Origin of the sequence: Pseudomonas sp. LFM046, assembly GCF_000949385.2 — a bacterium.
GTDB lineage: Bacteria > Pseudomonadota > Gammaproteobacteria > Pseudomonadales > Pseudomonadaceae > Metapseudomonas.
Genome location: NZ_JYKO02000001.1, coordinates 4,000,989 through 4,018,481 on the forward strand (window position 1 = coordinate 4,000,989; position 17,493 = coordinate 4,018,481).

Annotated in this window: 16 protein-coding genes; 2 read left to right on the forward strand and 14 right to left on the reverse strand. The window is 65.6% G+C overall.

Features of this window, described 5'->3' with window-relative positions:
* Positions 1-38: 38 nt before the first annotated feature.
* Together TQ98_RS18500 and TQ98_RS18505 are read left to right on the forward strand one after the other, a co-directional pair.
* Positions 39-338: a hypothetical protein gene (locus tag TQ98_RS18500; RefSeq protein ID WP_044870365.1), complete on the forward strand. Its 300-nt coding sequence runs from the start codon at positions 39-41 to the stop codon at positions 336-338.
* A gap of 32 nt (positions 339-370) precedes the next feature.
* Positions 371-3,139, forward strand: coding sequence for an HAD family hydrolase (locus tag TQ98_RS18505; protein WP_044870366.1), 2,769 nt, complete (start codon positions 371-373; stop codon positions 3,137-3,139).
* A 63-nt stretch (positions 3,140-3,202) separates the two neighbouring features.
* Here TQ98_RS18505 and TQ98_RS18510 read toward each other — a convergent pair whose 3' ends face one another.
* The 14 genes from TQ98_RS18510 to flhA form a co-directional block, all read right to left on the reverse strand.
* Entirely contained in the window at positions 3,203-3,613 is a 411-nt protein-coding gene (locus TQ98_RS18510; protein WP_177410186.1) for a DUF2802 domain-containing protein, read from the reverse strand.
* A 1-nt stretch (position 3,614) separates the two neighbouring features.
* Positions 3,615-4,094 (reverse strand): chemotaxis protein CheW, encoded by a 480-nt coding sequence (locus tag TQ98_RS18515; protein ID WP_016493839.1) that lies wholly within the window; start codon positions 4,092-4,094, stop codon positions 3,615-3,617.
* 95 nt (positions 4,095-4,189) lie between these two features.
* The gene (locus TQ98_RS18520) at positions 4,190-5,047 is read right to left on the reverse strand and encodes a CheW domain-containing protein (RefSeq protein WP_044870367.1); all 858 of its coding nucleotides are present in this window, start codon (positions 5,045-5,047) and stop codon (positions 4,190-4,192) included.
* An 87-nt stretch (positions 5,048-5,134) separates the two neighbouring features.
* On the reverse strand, positions 5,135-5,923 hold the full coding sequence (locus tag TQ98_RS18525; protein WP_044870679.1) for a ParA family protein: 789 nt from the start codon (positions 5,921-5,923) through the stop codon (positions 5,135-5,137).
* A gap of 49 nt (positions 5,924-5,972) precedes the next feature.
* Positions 5,973-6,860 (reverse strand): flagellar motor protein MotD, encoded by an 888-nt coding sequence (gene motD, locus TQ98_RS18530; RefSeq protein ID WP_044870368.1) that lies wholly within the window; start codon positions 6,858-6,860, stop codon positions 5,973-5,975.
* Between the two features lie 10 nt (positions 6,861-6,870).
* Entirely contained in the window at positions 6,871-7,611 is a 741-nt protein-coding gene (locus TQ98_RS18535) for a flagellar motor protein (protein ID WP_044870369.1), read from the reverse strand.
* A 16-nt stretch (positions 7,612-7,627) separates the two neighbouring features.
* Complete coding sequence (locus TQ98_RS18540; RefSeq protein WP_103103002.1) at positions 7,628-8,731, reverse strand: chemotaxis response regulator protein-glutamate methylesterase; 1,104 nt, start codon at positions 8,729-8,731, stop codon at positions 7,628-7,630.
* 45 nt (positions 8,732-8,776) lie between these two features.
* Positions 8,777-11,014 (reverse strand): chemotaxis protein CheA, encoded by a 2,238-nt coding sequence (locus TQ98_RS18545; protein WP_044870372.1) that lies wholly within the window; start codon positions 11,012-11,014, stop codon positions 8,777-8,779.
* A gap of 14 nt (positions 11,015-11,028) precedes the next feature.
* Complete coding sequence (locus tag TQ98_RS18550) at positions 11,029-11,817, reverse strand: protein phosphatase CheZ (RefSeq protein ID WP_044870373.1); 789 nt, start codon at positions 11,815-11,817, stop codon at positions 11,029-11,031.
* 19 nt (positions 11,818-11,836) lie between these two features.
* Entirely contained in the window at positions 11,837-12,211 is a 375-nt protein-coding gene (locus TQ98_RS18555; protein ID WP_003083073.1) for a chemotaxis response regulator CheY, read from the reverse strand.
* A gap of 83 nt (positions 12,212-12,294) precedes the next feature.
* Positions 12,295-13,041, reverse strand: coding sequence for an RNA polymerase sigma factor FliA (gene fliA / locus TQ98_RS18560; RefSeq protein WP_044870374.1), 747 nt, complete (start codon positions 13,039-13,041; stop codon positions 12,295-12,297).
* Entirely contained in the window at positions 13,038-13,871 is an 834-nt protein-coding gene (gene fleN, locus TQ98_RS18565; protein WP_103103003.1) for a flagellar synthesis regulator FleN, read from the reverse strand. The genes fliA and fleN overlap by 4 nt, the downstream gene beginning before the upstream one ends.
* Positions 13,872-13,947: 76 nt before the next feature.
* Positions 13,948-15,297, reverse strand: coding sequence for a flagellar biosynthesis protein FlhF (gene flhF, locus TQ98_RS18570; protein ID WP_044870376.1), 1,350 nt, complete (start codon positions 15,295-15,297; stop codon positions 13,948-13,950).
* A 15-nt stretch (positions 15,298-15,312) separates the two neighbouring features.
* Complete coding sequence (gene flhA, locus TQ98_RS18575) at positions 15,313-17,436, reverse strand: flagellar biosynthesis protein FlhA (RefSeq protein ID WP_044870377.1); 2,124 nt, start codon at positions 17,434-17,436, stop codon at positions 15,313-15,315.
* Between the last annotated feature and the right edge of the window lie 57 nt (positions 17,437-17,493).

Genomic DNA, 17,493 nt, shown 5'->3' on the forward strand with positions numbered 1-17,493 from the left:
GCGCGCCGCTCCCATCACCCCGAGCAGGAGGCAAGCAGATGGCGGAACTGGACCCGCGCCTGGTAGGCAACTGGAGCAGGACGACCGAGGCGTCCGCCGCCAATGGCTATGCCGCGCATCTGCACTTCGAAGCCGGCGGTCTCTACGTCGGCCTGGGCGATACGTCCGGTGCCTTCACCTGGTGGGACGGCGGCACCTGGGCACAACGAGGCCCCGGCCAGCTCGCGCTCTCCACCGCCAATGACGCCGTGATTACCTACGCCTACGCGCTCGATGCCGACATCCTCACCATCACCGATGCCTTGGGCCTCCGGGTCGCCTATCGCCGCGACGACTGAGCCCCGGCCTGATCCATTGCCAGGAGGGCGATATGCCAGGCCCCTACCCCACCACCGTCTTCTTCGACCTGGGCGACACCCTGGTCACCACCGTCGGCGGCGTGCGCCAGCGCTACGCCGATACGCTGGACTGCCTGCAGATCCTCCAGGCCCGCGGCTACCGCCTGGGCTTGATCAGCAACCAGCCGGCCGGCACCAGCCTCGCGACAATCCAGGGCCAGCTTGAGCAACTGCGCCTGGCGCGCTACATCGAGGCCGGGCTGGTCACCCTGTCGACGGAAATCCCGGGCAACGTCGGTAAACCGGCGCAACCGATCTTCGACCTTGCCCTGGCCAAGGCCGGGCACGATGCGACCAGCACGCGGGCCATCTTCGTCAGCGAAACTGCCGCGGACGTGCTCGCCGCACGGGGCTTCGGCTGGCGCGGCATCCTCAAGCGCAACGGCAGCGCCTGCCTGCCGGGCGACGGCGAATGTGCCGGCAGCCTTGCTGCGTTGCTCGAAGGGCTGCCAGCCCTGGCCGACCTCGCCGGCAGCAACCTCGACCTGGCGCCCCCGCCGCGCCTGGTGGACGGTCTTTGGGCAGTGCCGGTGGATATCAGCCAGATCAACGCGGCCCTGAGTTTCGACGCGGCAACCCAGCAAGCCAGCGGCGATGCGACCCTGGAGTTCCGCCTCGGCGCCAATGCCGGTTGCCCGATCTTCGACCTGCGCCAGACACCCACCGGCGCCTGGCTGGATGGCACCCCCATCCCCCTGGGCGAGGTGGCCACCCATGACTTCGGCGGCGGTGCCCAGGCGAACCTGCGGGTGCTGGCACGGGTACTGGAGGCCGGCAGCAGCCACAGCCTGCGCCTGACCTACGGGGTCGGTCTGCCGCAGGCCTCGACCGCCGGGTCCTACCAGCCACAGGTCACCTGGAGCGCGGGGCCCCGGCTGGTCTTCAACTTCGGCTTCACCGACCTCGGCGCCGGCCGCTACCTGGAAGCGTTCGTGCCGGCCAACCTGATCTATGACCAGTTCTCCCTGACCCTGGACTTGCAGCTGCTGAACACGCCCATCGCCCATACGCCCATCACCAACGGTACCGTGAGCGCACTCGGCGCCAACCACTGGAGCATCGCTTTCCCGTCTCGCAGCACCGCCTTTTCACCGTTGCTGGAACTGCGCCCGACAGACAGCCTGCAGAGCGCCACGGCCAATGTCGTACTGCCGGTTTCAGGCAGCAACGTCGCGGTGACCGCCTGGAAGCTCACCAGCAACCCGGTGAACATCGCCACCCAGGCCAACACCATCTCCGGCTTTCTGGTGGACAACGAGAACAGCTCGGGGCGCTACCTCCACGGCGAGCGCTTCACCGCGTTCATTCACCAGGGCGGCATGGAGTACGACGGCGGCACCACCAGCGGCACCGGCCCATTGCGCCATGAAGCCTTCCATAGCTGGTGGGCACGCGGGCTGAAGCCGGCGAGCCAGCCGGACGCCTGGTTCGACGAGGCCTGGACGGTCTATCACGACAATGGCGCGGCGGGGGTGCAGCCCTTCAACTTCGCCGATCCGCCGGTGCCGCTGTGTCCACGCAACCCCTGGGTGCGGGTCACCCACATCGACGCCTACGGCGCGGGCGAGCGCGTCTGGAAAGGCATCGCCGCGCTGGCCGGCGCCGCCACCCTGGGCGACCAGATGCGTGCCTTTTACCAGGCGCGCCATTCACGTCCGGTTCGCAGCGAAGACATTGAATGCCACCTGCTGGCACGCACGGGCCACGCCGACTGCGTGGACGGCTTCCATCGCTTCGTCTACGGCTTCGCCGACCCGTCGCCACTACCCGACCTCTGGCTGCGTGACGACACCGGCGACCCGGGCGGCAACGATTGGCCCGGACGATTCTGGGATTCGCCCGACCTCTGGATTCGCAATCGCGACGACGACGGCCTGGAGCACCAGAACCCGGAGTACGGCCAGGACAACTGGATTCACGCGCGGGTGCGCAACCGCAGCGCCACCGGAACGGCCCGCCATCTGGTGGTCAGTTTCAACATCAAGGCGTTCGCCGGCAGCCAGTTCGTTTACCCCGCCGACTTCCTGCCGGCGGTGACGGCGGCTGCGGCCTTCGAGCTCGGTCCGGGGGAGACCCGCATCCTCAAGGCACGCCTGCCACGCAGCGCGATCCCGCCGGTGGGCAGCCATCCCTGCCTGTTGGCCAGCGTGTTCACCCGCTTCGACCGCCCGCAAGCCGGAAAGCATGTCTGGGAACAGAACAACCTGGCGCAGAAGAACCTGACGGTGGTCGACCTCGCGCCGAGTGCCTGGATCGTGCTGCCGCTGCTGGCGATCAATCTGCGCCCCCGGCTCTCCCGCACCGTCGAGCTGGAGCTGCTTCGCCCGGCAGGGCTCGAAGGCCTGGCGGCCAGCCTGCTGTTGGAGAAACGGACAGTGCCGACCTGGTTGCGGGCGGGCGCATCAGTGCTGCCGGTTGCCCGGGTCAGTCGGGTGTCCGGCCACCTGGATTGCTCCTGTGGCGAACATCCGGACACGGCTGACGCCGCGTCGGTGCTGCTCACCAACCATGCGCCGGAGCGACTGGCCGAAGCGTTCCCTGGTGCGCTTGAGCTGGCCTTTGCACAGGGCCAGCGCACCACGCTTCCGGTGCTGCTGCGGCCAGCGGAGTCCCAGCGGATCGGTCTGCGGGTGAAGGTACCGGCCAACGCCAAGCGGGGGTCGCGCTTCACCCTCGATCTGGTGCAACGGGAGAATGGCCGGATCGTGGGCGGCGTGGCCCTGGAGGTGCGGGTGAGTTAGGTGACGGGTAACTGCGCCGGGAATACGACGCGAAACCCAAACCCGGCAGCCATCCCGATGGGATCAGCCGCGGTCTTTCTGCGCCTGGTGCAGCTTGCTCACCAGCTCGGCTTCGGCCTGGGTCAGGCCGCAGGAATGGGTGAGGTCATCGACGCTGGCGCCGAGACCCACCAGGCGGGCCGCCTGGGTAAAGGACAGGCTGCTGGGGTCGCGCTGCTCGATCTGGCTGACCTTGTCCGGCAGCGGTGCCACCACGCGGCGCAGTTCGTGGAGCTCCTCGCCCATGCGCACGCTGCCTTCCAGGTAGGCCTCCAGGCGACGGCCGAGCTCCTTGAACTTCTGGTCGCGCACCGCGTCGCGCTCGGCCTGGGCCGCCACTTCCTGGCGCAGGCGCTGCGCCAGGCGGTGGCAGACCACGCCCAGCACCGTGCAGGCCAGGGCGAGGGCCGCCGCGAGCAGTGCGATCCAGATCAACTCAGATGCTCTCCAGCTCCGACCACTCTTCCTCGCTCATCATCTTGTCCAGCTCGACGAGGATCAGCAGTTCGCCGTTCTTGTTGCAGACGCCCTGGATGAACTTGGCGGACTCGTCGTTGCCGACGTTCGGCGCGGTCTCGATCTCGGATTGGCGCAGGTACACCACCTCGGCGACGCTATCCACCAGAATGCCCACCACCTGCTTGTCCGCCTCGATGATCACGATGCGGGTGTTGTCGGTCACCGGCGCCGGGCCGAGGCCGAAACGCTGGCGGGTGTCGATCACGGTCACCACATTGCCGCGCAGGTTGATGATGCCCAGGACGTAGCTCGGCGCCCCCGGCACCGGCGCGATCTCGGTGTAGCGCAGGACTTCCTGTACCTGCATCACGTTGATGCCGTAGGTTTCGTTGTCCAGGCGGAAGGTCACCCACTGCAGGATGGGATCTTCGGCACCTTGAGCAGACGATTTCTTCATGTTCCCTAGCCTCTCTTTAGCCACCCCCGGGGCGGCGTTCGCGGGTCGTCCCGCTGTTGTGTTCATGGTGCCCCGTGCTACACGGAGCCTCCCCCTCAATTCAGCGACATGCGCTTGATCGCACCGCTGGCGATCAGTTCGGCCAGGGCCGAGACGTCCAGCAACGCGCACATATGCTCGATCACGGTACCGGCCAGCCAGGGTCTTTGGCTACGCTGGCTGCGCCATTTGATCTCGTTCGGGTCCAGGCGGATAGAGCGGCTGACCTGGTGCACCGCAAGCCCCCACTCGTAGCCCTGGACGGAAATCACGTATTGCAGGCCTTCACGGAAGTCGTCGCGGTAGCGCTCGGGCATCACCCAGCGCGCGGTATCCAGCACCTTCAGGTTGCCGGCCTGGCACGGCAGGATGCCGAGGAACCAGTCAGGCTGGCCGAACAACGGCGTCAGCTCCTGTCCTGCAAGGGTATAGATGGACCCCAGGGAGACCAGCGGCACCGCCAGGGTCAGGCCGGCGACGTCGAACAGCAGGCACTCGAAGGGTTCCTCACCCCAGTCCGGGCGGCCCTCGGCAATGAGCAGCGGTACATCGGCCTGCGAAGCATTGGAAACACCGAGTTCCACCAGCGGCTCGACGCGTGCCTTCACCGGCAGGACCGCGGGCTCGGCCACGGCAGGCGCCGGCGCCAGGAACTCGGGCTCCAGCACCAGCAGCGGTTCCACTTCCACTTCGATGGCCACCGGCACGGCCGGCGGCTCGGGCGCCAGCAGCGGCGCCTCGGCCAGCACACGGGTCAGGCGCGCGTCGCGGACCTGTTCTTCCAGCACCGCGGCTTCGAACTCATCCCGGCTGATGCTTTCGGCCAGCTCGACCGACGCCTCGTGCAGCAGCGCATCCAGGTAGGACTGCAAAGCAAGTTGCGGGCGGGTTGCGGTAGCGACGGGACGAGTCATGTTGGGAACCCACGGGATTGATCTTCAGAGCCTATCGGCAGGCGGCCCGCTTCACTTGAGCCCTGGCGATCGACGAAGCGGCGCATCTCAGGCCACCTGGGCAGCCAGCTGCTGGCTGAGCAGGTGTTTGAGCAGGGCCCGGTAGGCGATCACGCCACGGCTGTTGGCATCGTACTGGGACGGCGTGACACCGGCACGACTGGCATCACGCAGGCGGGTGTCCACTGGGATGTAGGCCTGCCAGAGTTGGTCCGGGTAGTTGTTGCGCAGCACCTTGAGGGTGTTCAGCGAGGCCTGGGTCCGGCGGTCGAACAGGGTCGGCACGATGGTGTAGGGCAACGCCTGCTTGCGCGAGCGGTTGATCATGGTCAGGGTGCTGACCATGCGTTCCAGGCCTTTCACCGCAAGGAATTCCGTCTGCACCGGGATGACCAGTTGCTGGCTGGCTGCCAGGGCGTTGACCATCAGCACACCCAGCAGCGGCGGGCTGTCGATGATGGCGTGGTCGAATTCCTGCCAGAGCTGGGCAAGGCTCTTGGCGATCACCAGACCGAGGCCGTTCTGCCCCGGCGACTGACGCTCCAGGGTGGCCAGCGCGGTGCTTGAAGGCAGCAGCGAAATGCGTTCGTGGCTGGTCTGCAGCAGCAACTCGCGCGGCAAGCCGCTGGGCACGCTGCCCTGGTGCAGGAACAGGTCGAAGCAGCTGTGCTCCAGGGTGTCCGGATCATGTCCGAAATAGCTGGTCATCGACCCGTGGGGATCGAGGTCCACCACCACCACGCGCTTGCCGGCATCCGCGAGCAGACCCGCGAGGGCGATGGATGTGGTGGTCTTGCCGACTCCACCTTTTTGGTTGGCTACTGCCCAGACTCTCATCTTCTTCATCCTCCCGGCTGCGCGGGTGCACCGAGACTCTTCACCTACCCTACTGGGCAGACGACGGGGAATTGACGGCACCCGCAGTCGGGGCCTGTGCTGACGCTGCTGGTGCAGAATGCGTGCCAGCCCTCTGCAATGCGGCATCCGGCCTGGATTTGGCGCTTCCTACGCCGCTCACGCTGCGGCGCACATCGAGATTGCGGGAAATCACCAGCACGACCCGGCGATTGCGCGCCCGGCCTTCGGCGGTGGTGTTGTCGGCCACCGGCTGGAATTCACCATAGCCCACCGCGGCCAGGCGCCCAGCGGCAACACCATCCATGGCCAACATGCGCACGATGCTGGCGGCCCGTGCCGTGGACAGCTCCCAGTTGGAGGGGAACTGTGAGGTGGTGATGGGCTGGTTGTCGGTGAAACCCTCGACATGCACCGGGTTGTCGTAGGGCGCCAGAATCCTGGCGACCCTCTGGATCAGTCCAAAGGCGGCGTCATTGGGAACGGCATCGCCGCTGGGAAAAAGCAGGCTGGAGTTCATCTCGATCTCCACCCACAGTTCGTTGCCGCGCACATTCAGCTGTTCGGTGTTGATCAGGTCGCCGAAGGCGTCGCGCACGCTCTGGGCGATTTCCTGCAACGGGTCGGCGCCGGGATCGTCGATGGAGCTTTGGGTGCGCTCGCTCTCCTCCACCATGGAGCGATCCGGCTCGGTCGTACGGGGCTTCTCCTCCCCCACCGGGACCGGCTTGATGGAGCGGTCGGGCTGGTTGAACACGCCCACCAGGCTCTCCGAGAGGATCTTGTACTTGCCTTCGTTGATCGAGGAAATGGAGTACATCACCACAAAGAAGGCGAACAGCAGGGTGATGAAGTCCGCGTAGGACACCAGCCAGCGTTCGTGATTCTCGTGTTCTTCGTGACGTCGCCTGCGCGCCATGGCCGGCCCCTCAGTCCATGAAGCCTTGCAGCTTGAGTTCGATGGAGCGCGGGTTCTCCCCCTCGGCGATGGAGAGGATGCCCTCCAACATCATTTCCCGGTATCGGGACTGGCGCAGGGCGATGGATTTCAGCTTGTTGCCGATGGGCAGCAGCAACAGGTTGGCGAAGCCCACACCATAGATGGTGGCGACGAAGGCCACGGCGATACCGCCGCCCAATTGGCTGGGGTCGGCCAGATTGCCCATCACGTGGATCAGGCCCATCACCGCGCCGATGATACCGATGGTGGGCGCGTAACCGCCCATGCTCTCGAACACCTTGGCGGCCTGCAGATCGCGGCCTTCCTGGGTGAACAGATCGACTTCGAGGATGCTGCGGATGGATTCCGGTTCGGCACCGTCCACCAACAACTGGAGGCCCTTGCGGGAATAGGGATCGGGCTCGCTGTCGGCCACCGGCTCCAGGCCCAGCAGGCCTTCCTTGCGCGCCGTCATGCTCCAGTTCACCACCCGGGTGATGCCACCGGCGAGGTCCACCTGGGGCGGGAAGAGAATCCAGCGGATGATGCCCAGCGCACGTTTGAAAATGCTCATGGGCGTCTGCAGGAACGCGGCGCCAAGGGTACCGCCCAGGACGATGAGTGCCGCCGGCCCGTTGAGCAGGGCCGCGGCATGGCCGCCTTCGAGGTAATTGCCGCCGATGATGGCGACGAAGGCCAGGATTACCCCGATGAGGCTCAGTACATCCATTACCGGGAAGTCTCCATTACATGCACGCCTCGACCAGGTGCCGGCCGATATCGTCCAGGCCGTAGACGGCGTCGGCCAGGTTGGCCTTCACCACCGCCATGGGCATGCCGTAGATCACACAGCTGGCCTCGTCCTGGGCCCAGACCTGGCTGCCACCCTGCTTGAGCAGACGCGCGCCTTCGCGGCCGTCGGCCCCCATGCCGGTCAGCACCACCGCCAGGACCTTGTCAGTGTAGGCCTTGGCTGCGGAGCCGAAGGTGATATCGACGCAGGGCTTGTAGTTGAGCCGCTCGTCGCCCGGCAGGATGCGCACCACACCACGACCGTCCACCATCATCTGCTTGCCGCCAGGGGCCAGCAGCGCCAGGCCGGGGCGCAGCACGTCGCCGTCCTCGGCTTCCTTTACGGAAATCCGGCACAGCTTGTCCAGGCGCTCGGCGAAGGCCTTGGTGAAGGCCGCCGGCATGTGCTGGATCAGCACCAGCGGCGCCGGGAAATTGGCCGGCAATTGGGTGAGCACGCGCTGCAGGGCCACCGGCCCACCGGTGGAGGTGCCAATGGCCACCAACCGGTAGGCTTTACGCTTTGGGGCTGCAGACGGAGCCGGGGCCGCCGGGGTCGGATGACTCGGCTGTGCCGGCGCGGGGAACGGGCGTGCCGGAGCGCTGGCGGCAGCCGCCGGCGCCGGATGCGGCGTGGCGCTGAAGCTGCTGTAGCGGCGGTTACTGCGGGCAATGCTGTGGACCTTCTCGCACAGCAGCTGCTTGACCTTCTCGGGGGTGCGCGAGATGTCCTCGAAGTTCTTCGGCAGGAAGTCCACGGCACCGGCGTCCAGGGCATCGAGAGTGACACGGGCGCCTTCGTGGGTCAGCGAGGAAAACATCATGACCGGGGTCGGGCAGCGCTGCATGATGTGCCGCACCGCGGTGATGCCGTCCATCATCGGCATCTCGTAGTCCATGGTGATGACGTCGGGCTTGAGCGCCAGCGCCTGGTCGATGGCCTCGCGGCCATTGGTGGCGGTACCCACCACCTGGATATTGGGGTCGGAAGAAAGGATTTCCGAGACACGGCGGCGGAAGAACCCGGAGTCATCCACCACCAGAACCTTGACTGCCATATATAAAAAAGCTCCTAGCGGGCGGCCTTTGCTGGCCGCCCCAGATCAGCCGCGGCGCGCGTAGTGCTTGAGCATGCTGGGTACGTCGAGGATCAGCGCGATACGGCCGTCACCGGTGATGGTGGCGCCAGACATGCCCGGCGTGCCTTGCAGCATCTTGCCGAGCGGCTTGATCACCACCTCTTCCTGGCCCACCAGTTGATCGACCACGAAGCCGATGCGCTGGGTGCCCACGGAGAGGATCACCACGTGGCCTTCGCCCTGCTCTTCCACCGCCGCGTCGCGGACCAGCCAGCGCTTGAGGTAGAACAGCGGCAGCGCCTTGTCGCGGACGATCACCACTTCCTGGCCGTCCACCACGTTGGTGCGGGACAGGTCGAGGTGGAAGATTTCGTTGACGTTCACCAGCGGGAAGGCGAAGGCCTGGTTGGCCAGCATCACCATCAGGGTCGGCATGATCGCCAGGGTCAGCGGGACCTTGATGACGATCTTCGAGCCCGAACCCTTCTGCGAGAACACGTTCACCGTGCCATTGAGCTGGGAGATCTTGGTCTTCACCACGTCCATGCCGACACCACGGCCGGACACGTCGGAAATCTCGGTCTTGGTGGAGAAGCCCGGGGCGAAGATCAGGTTGTAGCATTCCAGCTCGGTCAGGCGCTCGGCGGCGTCCTTGTCCAGCAGGCCCTTCTCCACCGCCTTGGCACGAAGCACGGCTGCGTCCATGCCCTTGCCATCGTCGGTGATCATCAGAAGGATATGGTCGCCTTCCTGCTCGGCGGAGAGCACCACCCGGCCGGTACGCGGTTTGCCGGCGGCTTCGCGTTCCTCGGGGGACTCGATGCCGTGGTCGACGGCATTGCGCACCAGGTGCACCAGCGGGTCGGCCAGGGCCTCGACCAGGTTCTTGTCCAGGTCGGTGTCCTCGCCCACCAGCTCGAGGTTGATTTCTTTCTTCAGGTTGCGCGCCAGGTCGCGGACCAGGCGCGGGAAGCGGCCGAAGACCTTCTTGATCGGCTGCATCCGGGTCTTCATCACGGCGGTCTGCAGGTCGGCGGTGACCACGTCGAGGTTGGACACGGCCTTGGCCATGGACTCGTCGCCGCTGTTGGCCCCCAGGCGCACCAGGCGGTTACGCACCAGCACCAGCTCGCCAACCATGTTCATGATCTCGTCCAGGCGCGCGGTATCCACACGTACGGTGGTTTCCGCCTCGCTCACGGCAGCCGGGCCAGCCGCGCCATTGCTGGCGGCAGGCGCGGCGGCCTTGGGAGCCGGCTCGGCCCTGGGTGCGGGCTTGGGCACAGGCGCAGGCGCCACAGCGGCTGCCGGACGGCTCGCAGCCGGAGCCGGAGCAGCCGCGGGCTCCTCGCCGGCACCGTTGAACTTGCCCTTGCCGTGCAGTTGGTCGAGGAGCGCTTCGAATTCGTCGTCGGTGATGTTGTCGCCACCCCCGGCTGCGGCTGGTGCGGGCGCTGGGGCAGCGGAGGCGACGGGCGCGGGGACAACGGCTTCCGAGGCACCGTTGAACTTGCCCTTGCCATGGAGTTGGTCGAGCAGGTCCTCGAACTCGTCGTCGGTGATCTCGTCACCGGCACCGGCAGTGGCCACGGCAGAGGCGGCGGCATGCGCGGCGACGGCCGTTTCCGGCTCGGTGGCGCCGGCGAACTTGCCCTTGCCGTGCAATTGGTCGAGGAGCGCTTCGAACTCGTCGTCGGTGATTTCGTCGGCCTCGGTGGCAACGGGCTCAGCCGCCAGGCTGGCGCTGTCACCCAAGGCGTCGAGCAATTGCTCGAACTCGCTGTCGGTGATGTCGGCGGACGCTTCGATGGGAGCAGGCGCTTTGACGACCGGCGCCGGCGCGGCCGGAGCGACGGGCGCCGCTTCGACGCCTGCCGGTTCGGCAAGGCGCGACAAGGCGGCGAGCAATTCAGGCGTGGCGGGCGTCGGTTCGCTGCGCTCGCGCACTTCGCTGAACATCTCGTTGACCGTGTCCAGGGCCTGCAGGACCACGTCCATCAACTCGGCATCCACGCGGCGCTCGCCCTTGCGCAGGATGTCGAAGACGTTCTCGGCGATGTGGCAGCACTCCACCAGCGCATTCAGCTGGAGGAAGCCGGCACCACCCTTGACGGTATGGAAACCACGGAAGATCGCATTGAGCAGGTCCATGTCGTCCGGGCGGCTTTCCAGCTCGACCAGCTGCTCGGACAATTGCTCCAAAATCTCGCCGGCCTCTACCAGGAAGTCCTGGAGGATTTCTTCATCGGCGTCGAAGCTCATAAGCGGGGCGCTCCCTAGAACCCAAGGCTGGATAGCAGATCGTCGACGTCGTCCTGTCCGGACACCACGTCTTCCCGTATATCGGCATGGATCTGCGGACCTTCACCCCTGGAAGGATTTTTTTGTTGTTCCAGCTCGGCGCGCAGCGCGTCGTGGTCGTGCTCGATGCCGGCGTAACGGTCTACCTGGCTGGCCATCATCACCAGCTTGACCAGGTTGCTCTCCACCTCGGTCACCAGTTGGGTCACGCGCTTGATGACCTGGCCGGTGAGGTCCTGGTAGTCCTGGGCCAGCAGGATGTCGTTGAGCTTGCTGGACAGAGCATCGGTGTCGCGTTGACTGCGAGCAAGGAATTGTTCGATACGGCGAGCCAGGTCGCGGAAGCCGTCCGCGCCGATTTCCCGACGCATGAAGCGCCCCCACTCCTCACCCAGCTGCTGGGCCTCGTCACTCAGGCCGTTGAGCAGCGGCGCGCTCTCTTCCACCAGGTCCATGGTGCGGTTGGCGGCCTTCTCGGTCATGTGCACCACGTAGGACAGGCGATCAGTCGCGTCGGCGATCTGCGACATTTCCTGGGCATGGGGCAGGTGCGGGTCGATCTGGAAATTGACGATGGCGTTGTGCAGTTCGCGGGTGAGCTTGCCCACTTCCTGGTACAGACCACGATCACGGACGTGATTGAGTTCGTGGATAAGTTGCACGGCGTCGGTGAAATTGCCCTTCTCCAGGCTTTCCACCAATTCCCGCGCACGGACTTTCAGGGTCGACTCGAAGTCGCCCAACAGGGATTCATTCTGGTCCATGGTGCCCTCGCGGCCGGTGTCAGCCGTTGACGCGCTCGAAGATCTTCTCGATTTTTTCTTTCAGGACCTGAGCGGTGAAAGGCTTGACCACATAGCCGTTCACGCCGGCCTGGGCCGCCTCGATGATCTGGTCGCGTTTGGCTTCGGCAGTCACCATCAGGACCGGCAGGTGCTTCAGGCGCTCGTCGGCGCGGACGGCACGCAGCAGGTCGATGCCGGTCATCCCGGGCATGTTCCAGTCGGTCACGAGGAAATCGAAGTTGCCGCTGTGCAGCATTGGCAGGGCCGTGGTGCCGTCGTCGGCTTCGGCGGTATTGGTGAAACCCAAGTCGCGCAAGAGGTTCTTGATGATGCGTCTCATCGTCGAGAAGTCGTCAACGATGAGGATTTTCATGTTCTTGTCCAAGTCAACCTCCGTACAGTCCCAAACGCCCCTCTTGCCGGGTGCGCCGTTCTAATCTGAAAGCGGTGTGCCGTTCAGCGCGCGCGCCATTCGCCGAGCCGCGCGCGCAAACGTGCCGCGCACTGGCTATGCAACTGGCTGACCCGCGATTCGCTGACCCCCAGCACTTCACCGATTTCCTTCAAGTTCAGTTCTTCGTCGTAATACAGCGCCAGCACCAGGCGCTCACGCTCCGGCAGGTTCGCGATGGCATCGGCCAGCGCGGCCTGGAAGCGGTTTTCTTCCAGATCTTGGGAAGGTGAGATTTGGGTGACACCGGCGTCCTCGTGCACGCCGCCATGCTCCCCTTCCTGCAACAGGTCGTCGAAGCTGAACAGGCGGCTGCCCAAGGTGTCGCTCAGGATGCCGTAGTAGTCTTCGAGACTCAATTCAAGTTCGGCAGCAACTTCCTGATCTTTAGCGTCACGTCCCGTTCGCGCTTCGATTGCACGAATCGCGTCGCTCACCATGCGGGTATTGCGGTGCACCGAGCGCGGCGCCCAATCGCCCTTGCGGACCTCGTCCAGCATGGCTCCGCGAATGCGGATGCCCGCGTAGGTTTCGAAGCTGGCGCCCTTGCTGCCGTCGTATTTCTTCGAGGCTTCGAGCAAGCCGATCATCCCGGACTGCATCAGGTCTTCCACCTGTACGCTGGCCGGCAGGCGCGCAAGCAGGTGATAAGCGATGCGCTTGACCAGCGGGGCATACCGCTCGATCAGCTCATGTTGCGAATCCCTTCCTTGTGCCTTGCCGTACATACGCAGTCCAGTAGCGGGTGTCATACAGGCGATTCCGCGGAGGGCTGTCTGACCAGCCGCTCGACGAAGAACTCCAGGTGGCCCCGCGGATTGGCCGGCAGCGGCCAGCTGTCGACCTTCTGCGCGATGGCCTTGAAGGCCAGCGAGCATTTCGAGCGCGGGAAGGCTTCATAGACCGCGCGCTGCTTCTGCACGGCCTTGCGGACCGACTCGTCGTAGGGGACAGCGCCAACGTACTGCAGCGCGACGTCCAGGAAACGGTCGGTGACCTTGGTCAGCTTGGCGAAGAGGTTGCGACCTTCCTGCGGGCTGTGGGCCATGTTGGCCAGCACGCGGAAGCGGTTCATGCCGTAGTCGCGGTTGAGCAGTTTGATCAGCGCGTAGGCGTCGGTGATGGAGGTGGGCTCATCGCAGACCACCACGATCACTTCCTGAGCCGCGCGGACGAAGCTGACCACGGAGTCGCCGATGCCGGCGGCGGTGTCGATCACCAGCACGTCGAGGTTGTCGCTGATTTCACTGAATGCCTGGATCAGGCCAGCGTGCTGCATGGGCGACAGCTGGACCATGCTCTGGGTGCCGGAGGCGGCCGGGACGATGCGAATGCCCCCCGGTCCCTGCAACAGCACGTCGCGCAGGTCGCACTCGCCATTGATCACGTCGGCCAGGGTGCGTTTGGCGGTCAGGCCGAGGAGAACGTCGACGTTGGCCAGACCGAGGTCCGCGTCCAACAACATGACGCGGCGGCCGAGATCGGCCAGGGCCAGCGAAAGGTTCACCGACACGTTGGTCTTGCCGACGCCACCCTTGCCGCCGGTCACCGCGATCACCTGTACGGGATGCATACTACCCATTTCAAATACCTTGCCTTAGGTCGACTGGGCCATTTGGCTGTCTAGCACCACCCACTCCGGGGCGGTTGTCAATTCTTCAACCGGCGCGCCGCGCCGGATTCTGGTAGAGCCCGGCGAACAGGTCGGCCATGGCTTCCTCGCTCGGGTCTTCCGGTGCCTGGAGGCTGACCGCACGACTCACGAGCTGGTGGCTGCGGGGAACCTGCAGATCATCCGGGATTCGCGGCCCATCGGCCAGATAGGCTACCGGGAGATGCTGGCCGATAGCCAGCCCCAGAACTTCACCCAGGCTGACCGCTTCGTCCGCCTTGGTGATGATGCAACCGGCCAGACCGCAACGCTTGTAGCTGTGGTAGGCCGCCTTGAGCACCTGGCTCTGACTGGTGGCGGCCATGACCAGGTAATTCTTCGCATTTATCGCCCGGCTTGCCAGCGATTCCAGCTGCATGGCGAGGGCTGGATCATTGGCCGGCAGACCAGCGGTATCGATCAGCACCACACGCTTGCGAATCAGGGGCGCCAGGGCCTGGACCAGGGACTGGCCCGGGTCCACCTGGGTGACCGACACGTTGAGGATGCGGCCCAGGGTCTTGAGCTGTTCCTGAGCGCCGATGCGGAAGCTGTCCATGCTCACCAGGGCGACGCTCTGGGCGCCGTATTTGAGCACGTAGCGCGCAGCCAGCTTGGCCAGGGTGGTGGTCTTGCCCATGCCGGCCGGGCCGACCAGGGCGATCACCCCGCCCTCTTCCAGCGGCTCGACCTTCGGCGTACGGATGGCATGGGCCAGGTGCGCCAGCAGCATGCGCCAGGCCTGGCGCGGATCCTTGACGCTGGCCACCTTGTCCAGCAGGACGCGGCCGAGATCAGCCGGCAGCCCCATGCGCTGCAGGCGGCGCCAGAGGCTGGCTTGCTGCGGACGACGGCTCTGCATCTGGCTCCAGGCGATGGAACCCAGCTGCACTTCGATCAGTTCGCGCAGGCCGCTCAACTCGAAGCGCATGGCGTCCAGGGCAGCCTGGTCCACGGCGGCGGGCTTCGGTGCTGCGACCGGCTCCACCGGGCGCGGTACCGGGCGTGGACGGCTCATGGCGGCGACCAGGGCGGCTTCCGGCAGCTCCGACTCGATGGCCGTCAGGGGCTCACCGGCGAACAATTGACGGTCCTTGCCGGCATCGGCCTGGGCGCGGGTGGTCAGCTCGGCCTGGGCTTCGGCGATGCGCGCCTGGGTCTTGCGCAGTTCGGCTTCGAGCGCCGGGTTCGGCTTGCTCGGCGCCGGGGCGGGCAGCGGGTAGTCCAGCGCAGCGGTCAGCTCGACGCCGCCGGCAACCCGGCGATTGCCGATGATGGCGGCATCCGCACCCAGTTCATCACGCACCAACTTCATGGCTTGACGCATATCGGCGGCGAAGAAGCGTTTGACCTGCATGGTCCTTGACCTCGGTTAGTTCTGCCCCACAGTCGAAACTATGGTGACCTGCTTGTTGTCCGGTATTTCCTGGTAGGCCAGTACGTGCATGGTTGGCACGGCGAGCCTTGCGAAGCGCGACATCATCGCCCGGATCGGCCCGGCCACCAGCAGGATCGCCTGCTTGCCGAGCATTTCCTGGCGCTGCGCCGCTTCCACCAGGGAACGTTGCAGCTTCTCGGCCATTCCGGGTTCGAGGAGAACGCCATCTTCCGAACCTTGTCCGGCCTTCTGCAGGCTATTCAGCAATATCTGTTCCAACCTGGGTTCCAGAGTGATCACAGGCAGCTCCGGCTCTAGTCCCACAATGCTTTGCACGATTGCGCGGCACAGCGAGACGCGCACCGCCGCCACCAGCGCGGCGGGATCTTGACTCTTGGGTGCGACGTTGGCGATGGCCTCGGCGATGGTGCGGATGTCCCGCACCGGCACCTGCTCCTGCAGCAGCGCCTGGAGCACCTTGAGCAGGGTGGACAGGGAAACCATGCCCGGCACCAGCTCTTCGGCCAGGCGCGGAGAGCTCTTGGCCAGGTTCTGCATCAGTTGCTGGACTTCTTCATGGCCCAGCAGCTCGTGGGCATGCTTGTGCAGTACCTGGTTGAGGTGGGTGGCGACCACGGTGCTGGCATCCACCACCGTGTAGCCAAGGGACTGCGCCTGGTCGCGCTGGCTGGCATCGATCCACACGGCTTCCAGACCGAACGCCGGATCCTTGGCGGCGACACCATTGAGGGTGCCGAACACCTGGCCGGGGTTGATCGCCAGTTCGCGGTCCGGATAGACCTCCGCCTCGGCCACGCTGACGCCCATGAGGGTCAGGCGATAGGCATTGGGCAGCAGGTCGAGGTTGTCGCGGATATGCACCGAGGGCATCAGGAAGCCCATCTCCTGGGACAGCTTCTTGCGAACCCCCTTGATCCGCGCGAGCAGTTGGCCGCCCTGGTTGCGGTCCACCAGCGGGATCAGGCGATAGCCGACTTCCAGGCCCACCAGGTCCACCGGGGTCACGTCATCCCAGCCCAGCTCCTTGGTTTCCTGGGCGCGCTGGGCGGGCAGCAGTTCCTGCTGACGCTTCTCTTCCTGGACCGCCTCTTCCTTGACCTTGTTCTGCTTCTGCCAGATCCAGTAGGCGCCGCCCGCAGCCACCAGGCCCAGGCCGACGAAGGACACATGGGGCATGCCCGGCACCAGGCCCATGGCGATGAGGATGGCGGCGGACACGGCCAGGGCCTTGGGCGAGGCGAACATCTGGCGGTTGACCTGCTGGCCCATGTCCTCGGAGGTGGACACCCGGGTGACCATGATGGCGGCAGCGGTCGACAGCAGCAGCGAGGGGAGCTGCGCCACCAGACCGTCACCGATGGTCAGCAGGGAGTAGATCCGGCCAGCGTCGGAGAAGCTCATGCCGTGCTGCAGCATGCCGATGGCCATGCCACCCAGCAGGTTGATGAAGAGGATCAGCAGGCCGGCGATGGCGTCACCACGGACGAACTTGCTGGCACCGTCCATGGAGCCGTAGAAGTCGGCTTCCTGGGAGACTTCGGTCCGGCGCTTCTTGGCCTCGGCCTGGTCGATCAGGCCGGCGTTGAGGTCGGCGTCGATGGCCATCTGCTTGCCGGGCATGGCGTCCAGGGTGAATCGCGCGCTCACTTCGGAGATACGCCCGGCACCCTTGGTGACCACCACGAAGTTGATGATCATGAGGATCGCGAAGACCACGGCACCGACGACGTAGTTGCCGCCCACCACCACTTCACCGAAGGCCTGGATCACCTTGCCCGCGGCGTCGTGGCCGTCCTGGCCGTGGAGCAGCACCACGCGGGTGGACGCGACGTTCAGCGCCAGGCGCAACAGGGTGGCCACCAGCAGGATGGTGGGGAAGACCGCGAAGTCCAGCGGGCGCATGGCGTACACGCAGACCAGCAGCACGACGATGGACAGCGCGATGTTGAAGGTGAAGAAGACGTCCAGCAGGAACGCCGGCACCGGGAGCGTCATCATGCCCAGCATGACCAGCACGAGCAGCGGCACCCCGAGGTTGCCACGCCCCATGCCCATCAGGTTGTTACGGACATTGCCGATCAGTTGCGTACGATCCACTGTTGCTCCCCTACCCCATTCGCGAAGCCCTGCTCCGCGCATCCAATCTTTTGACGC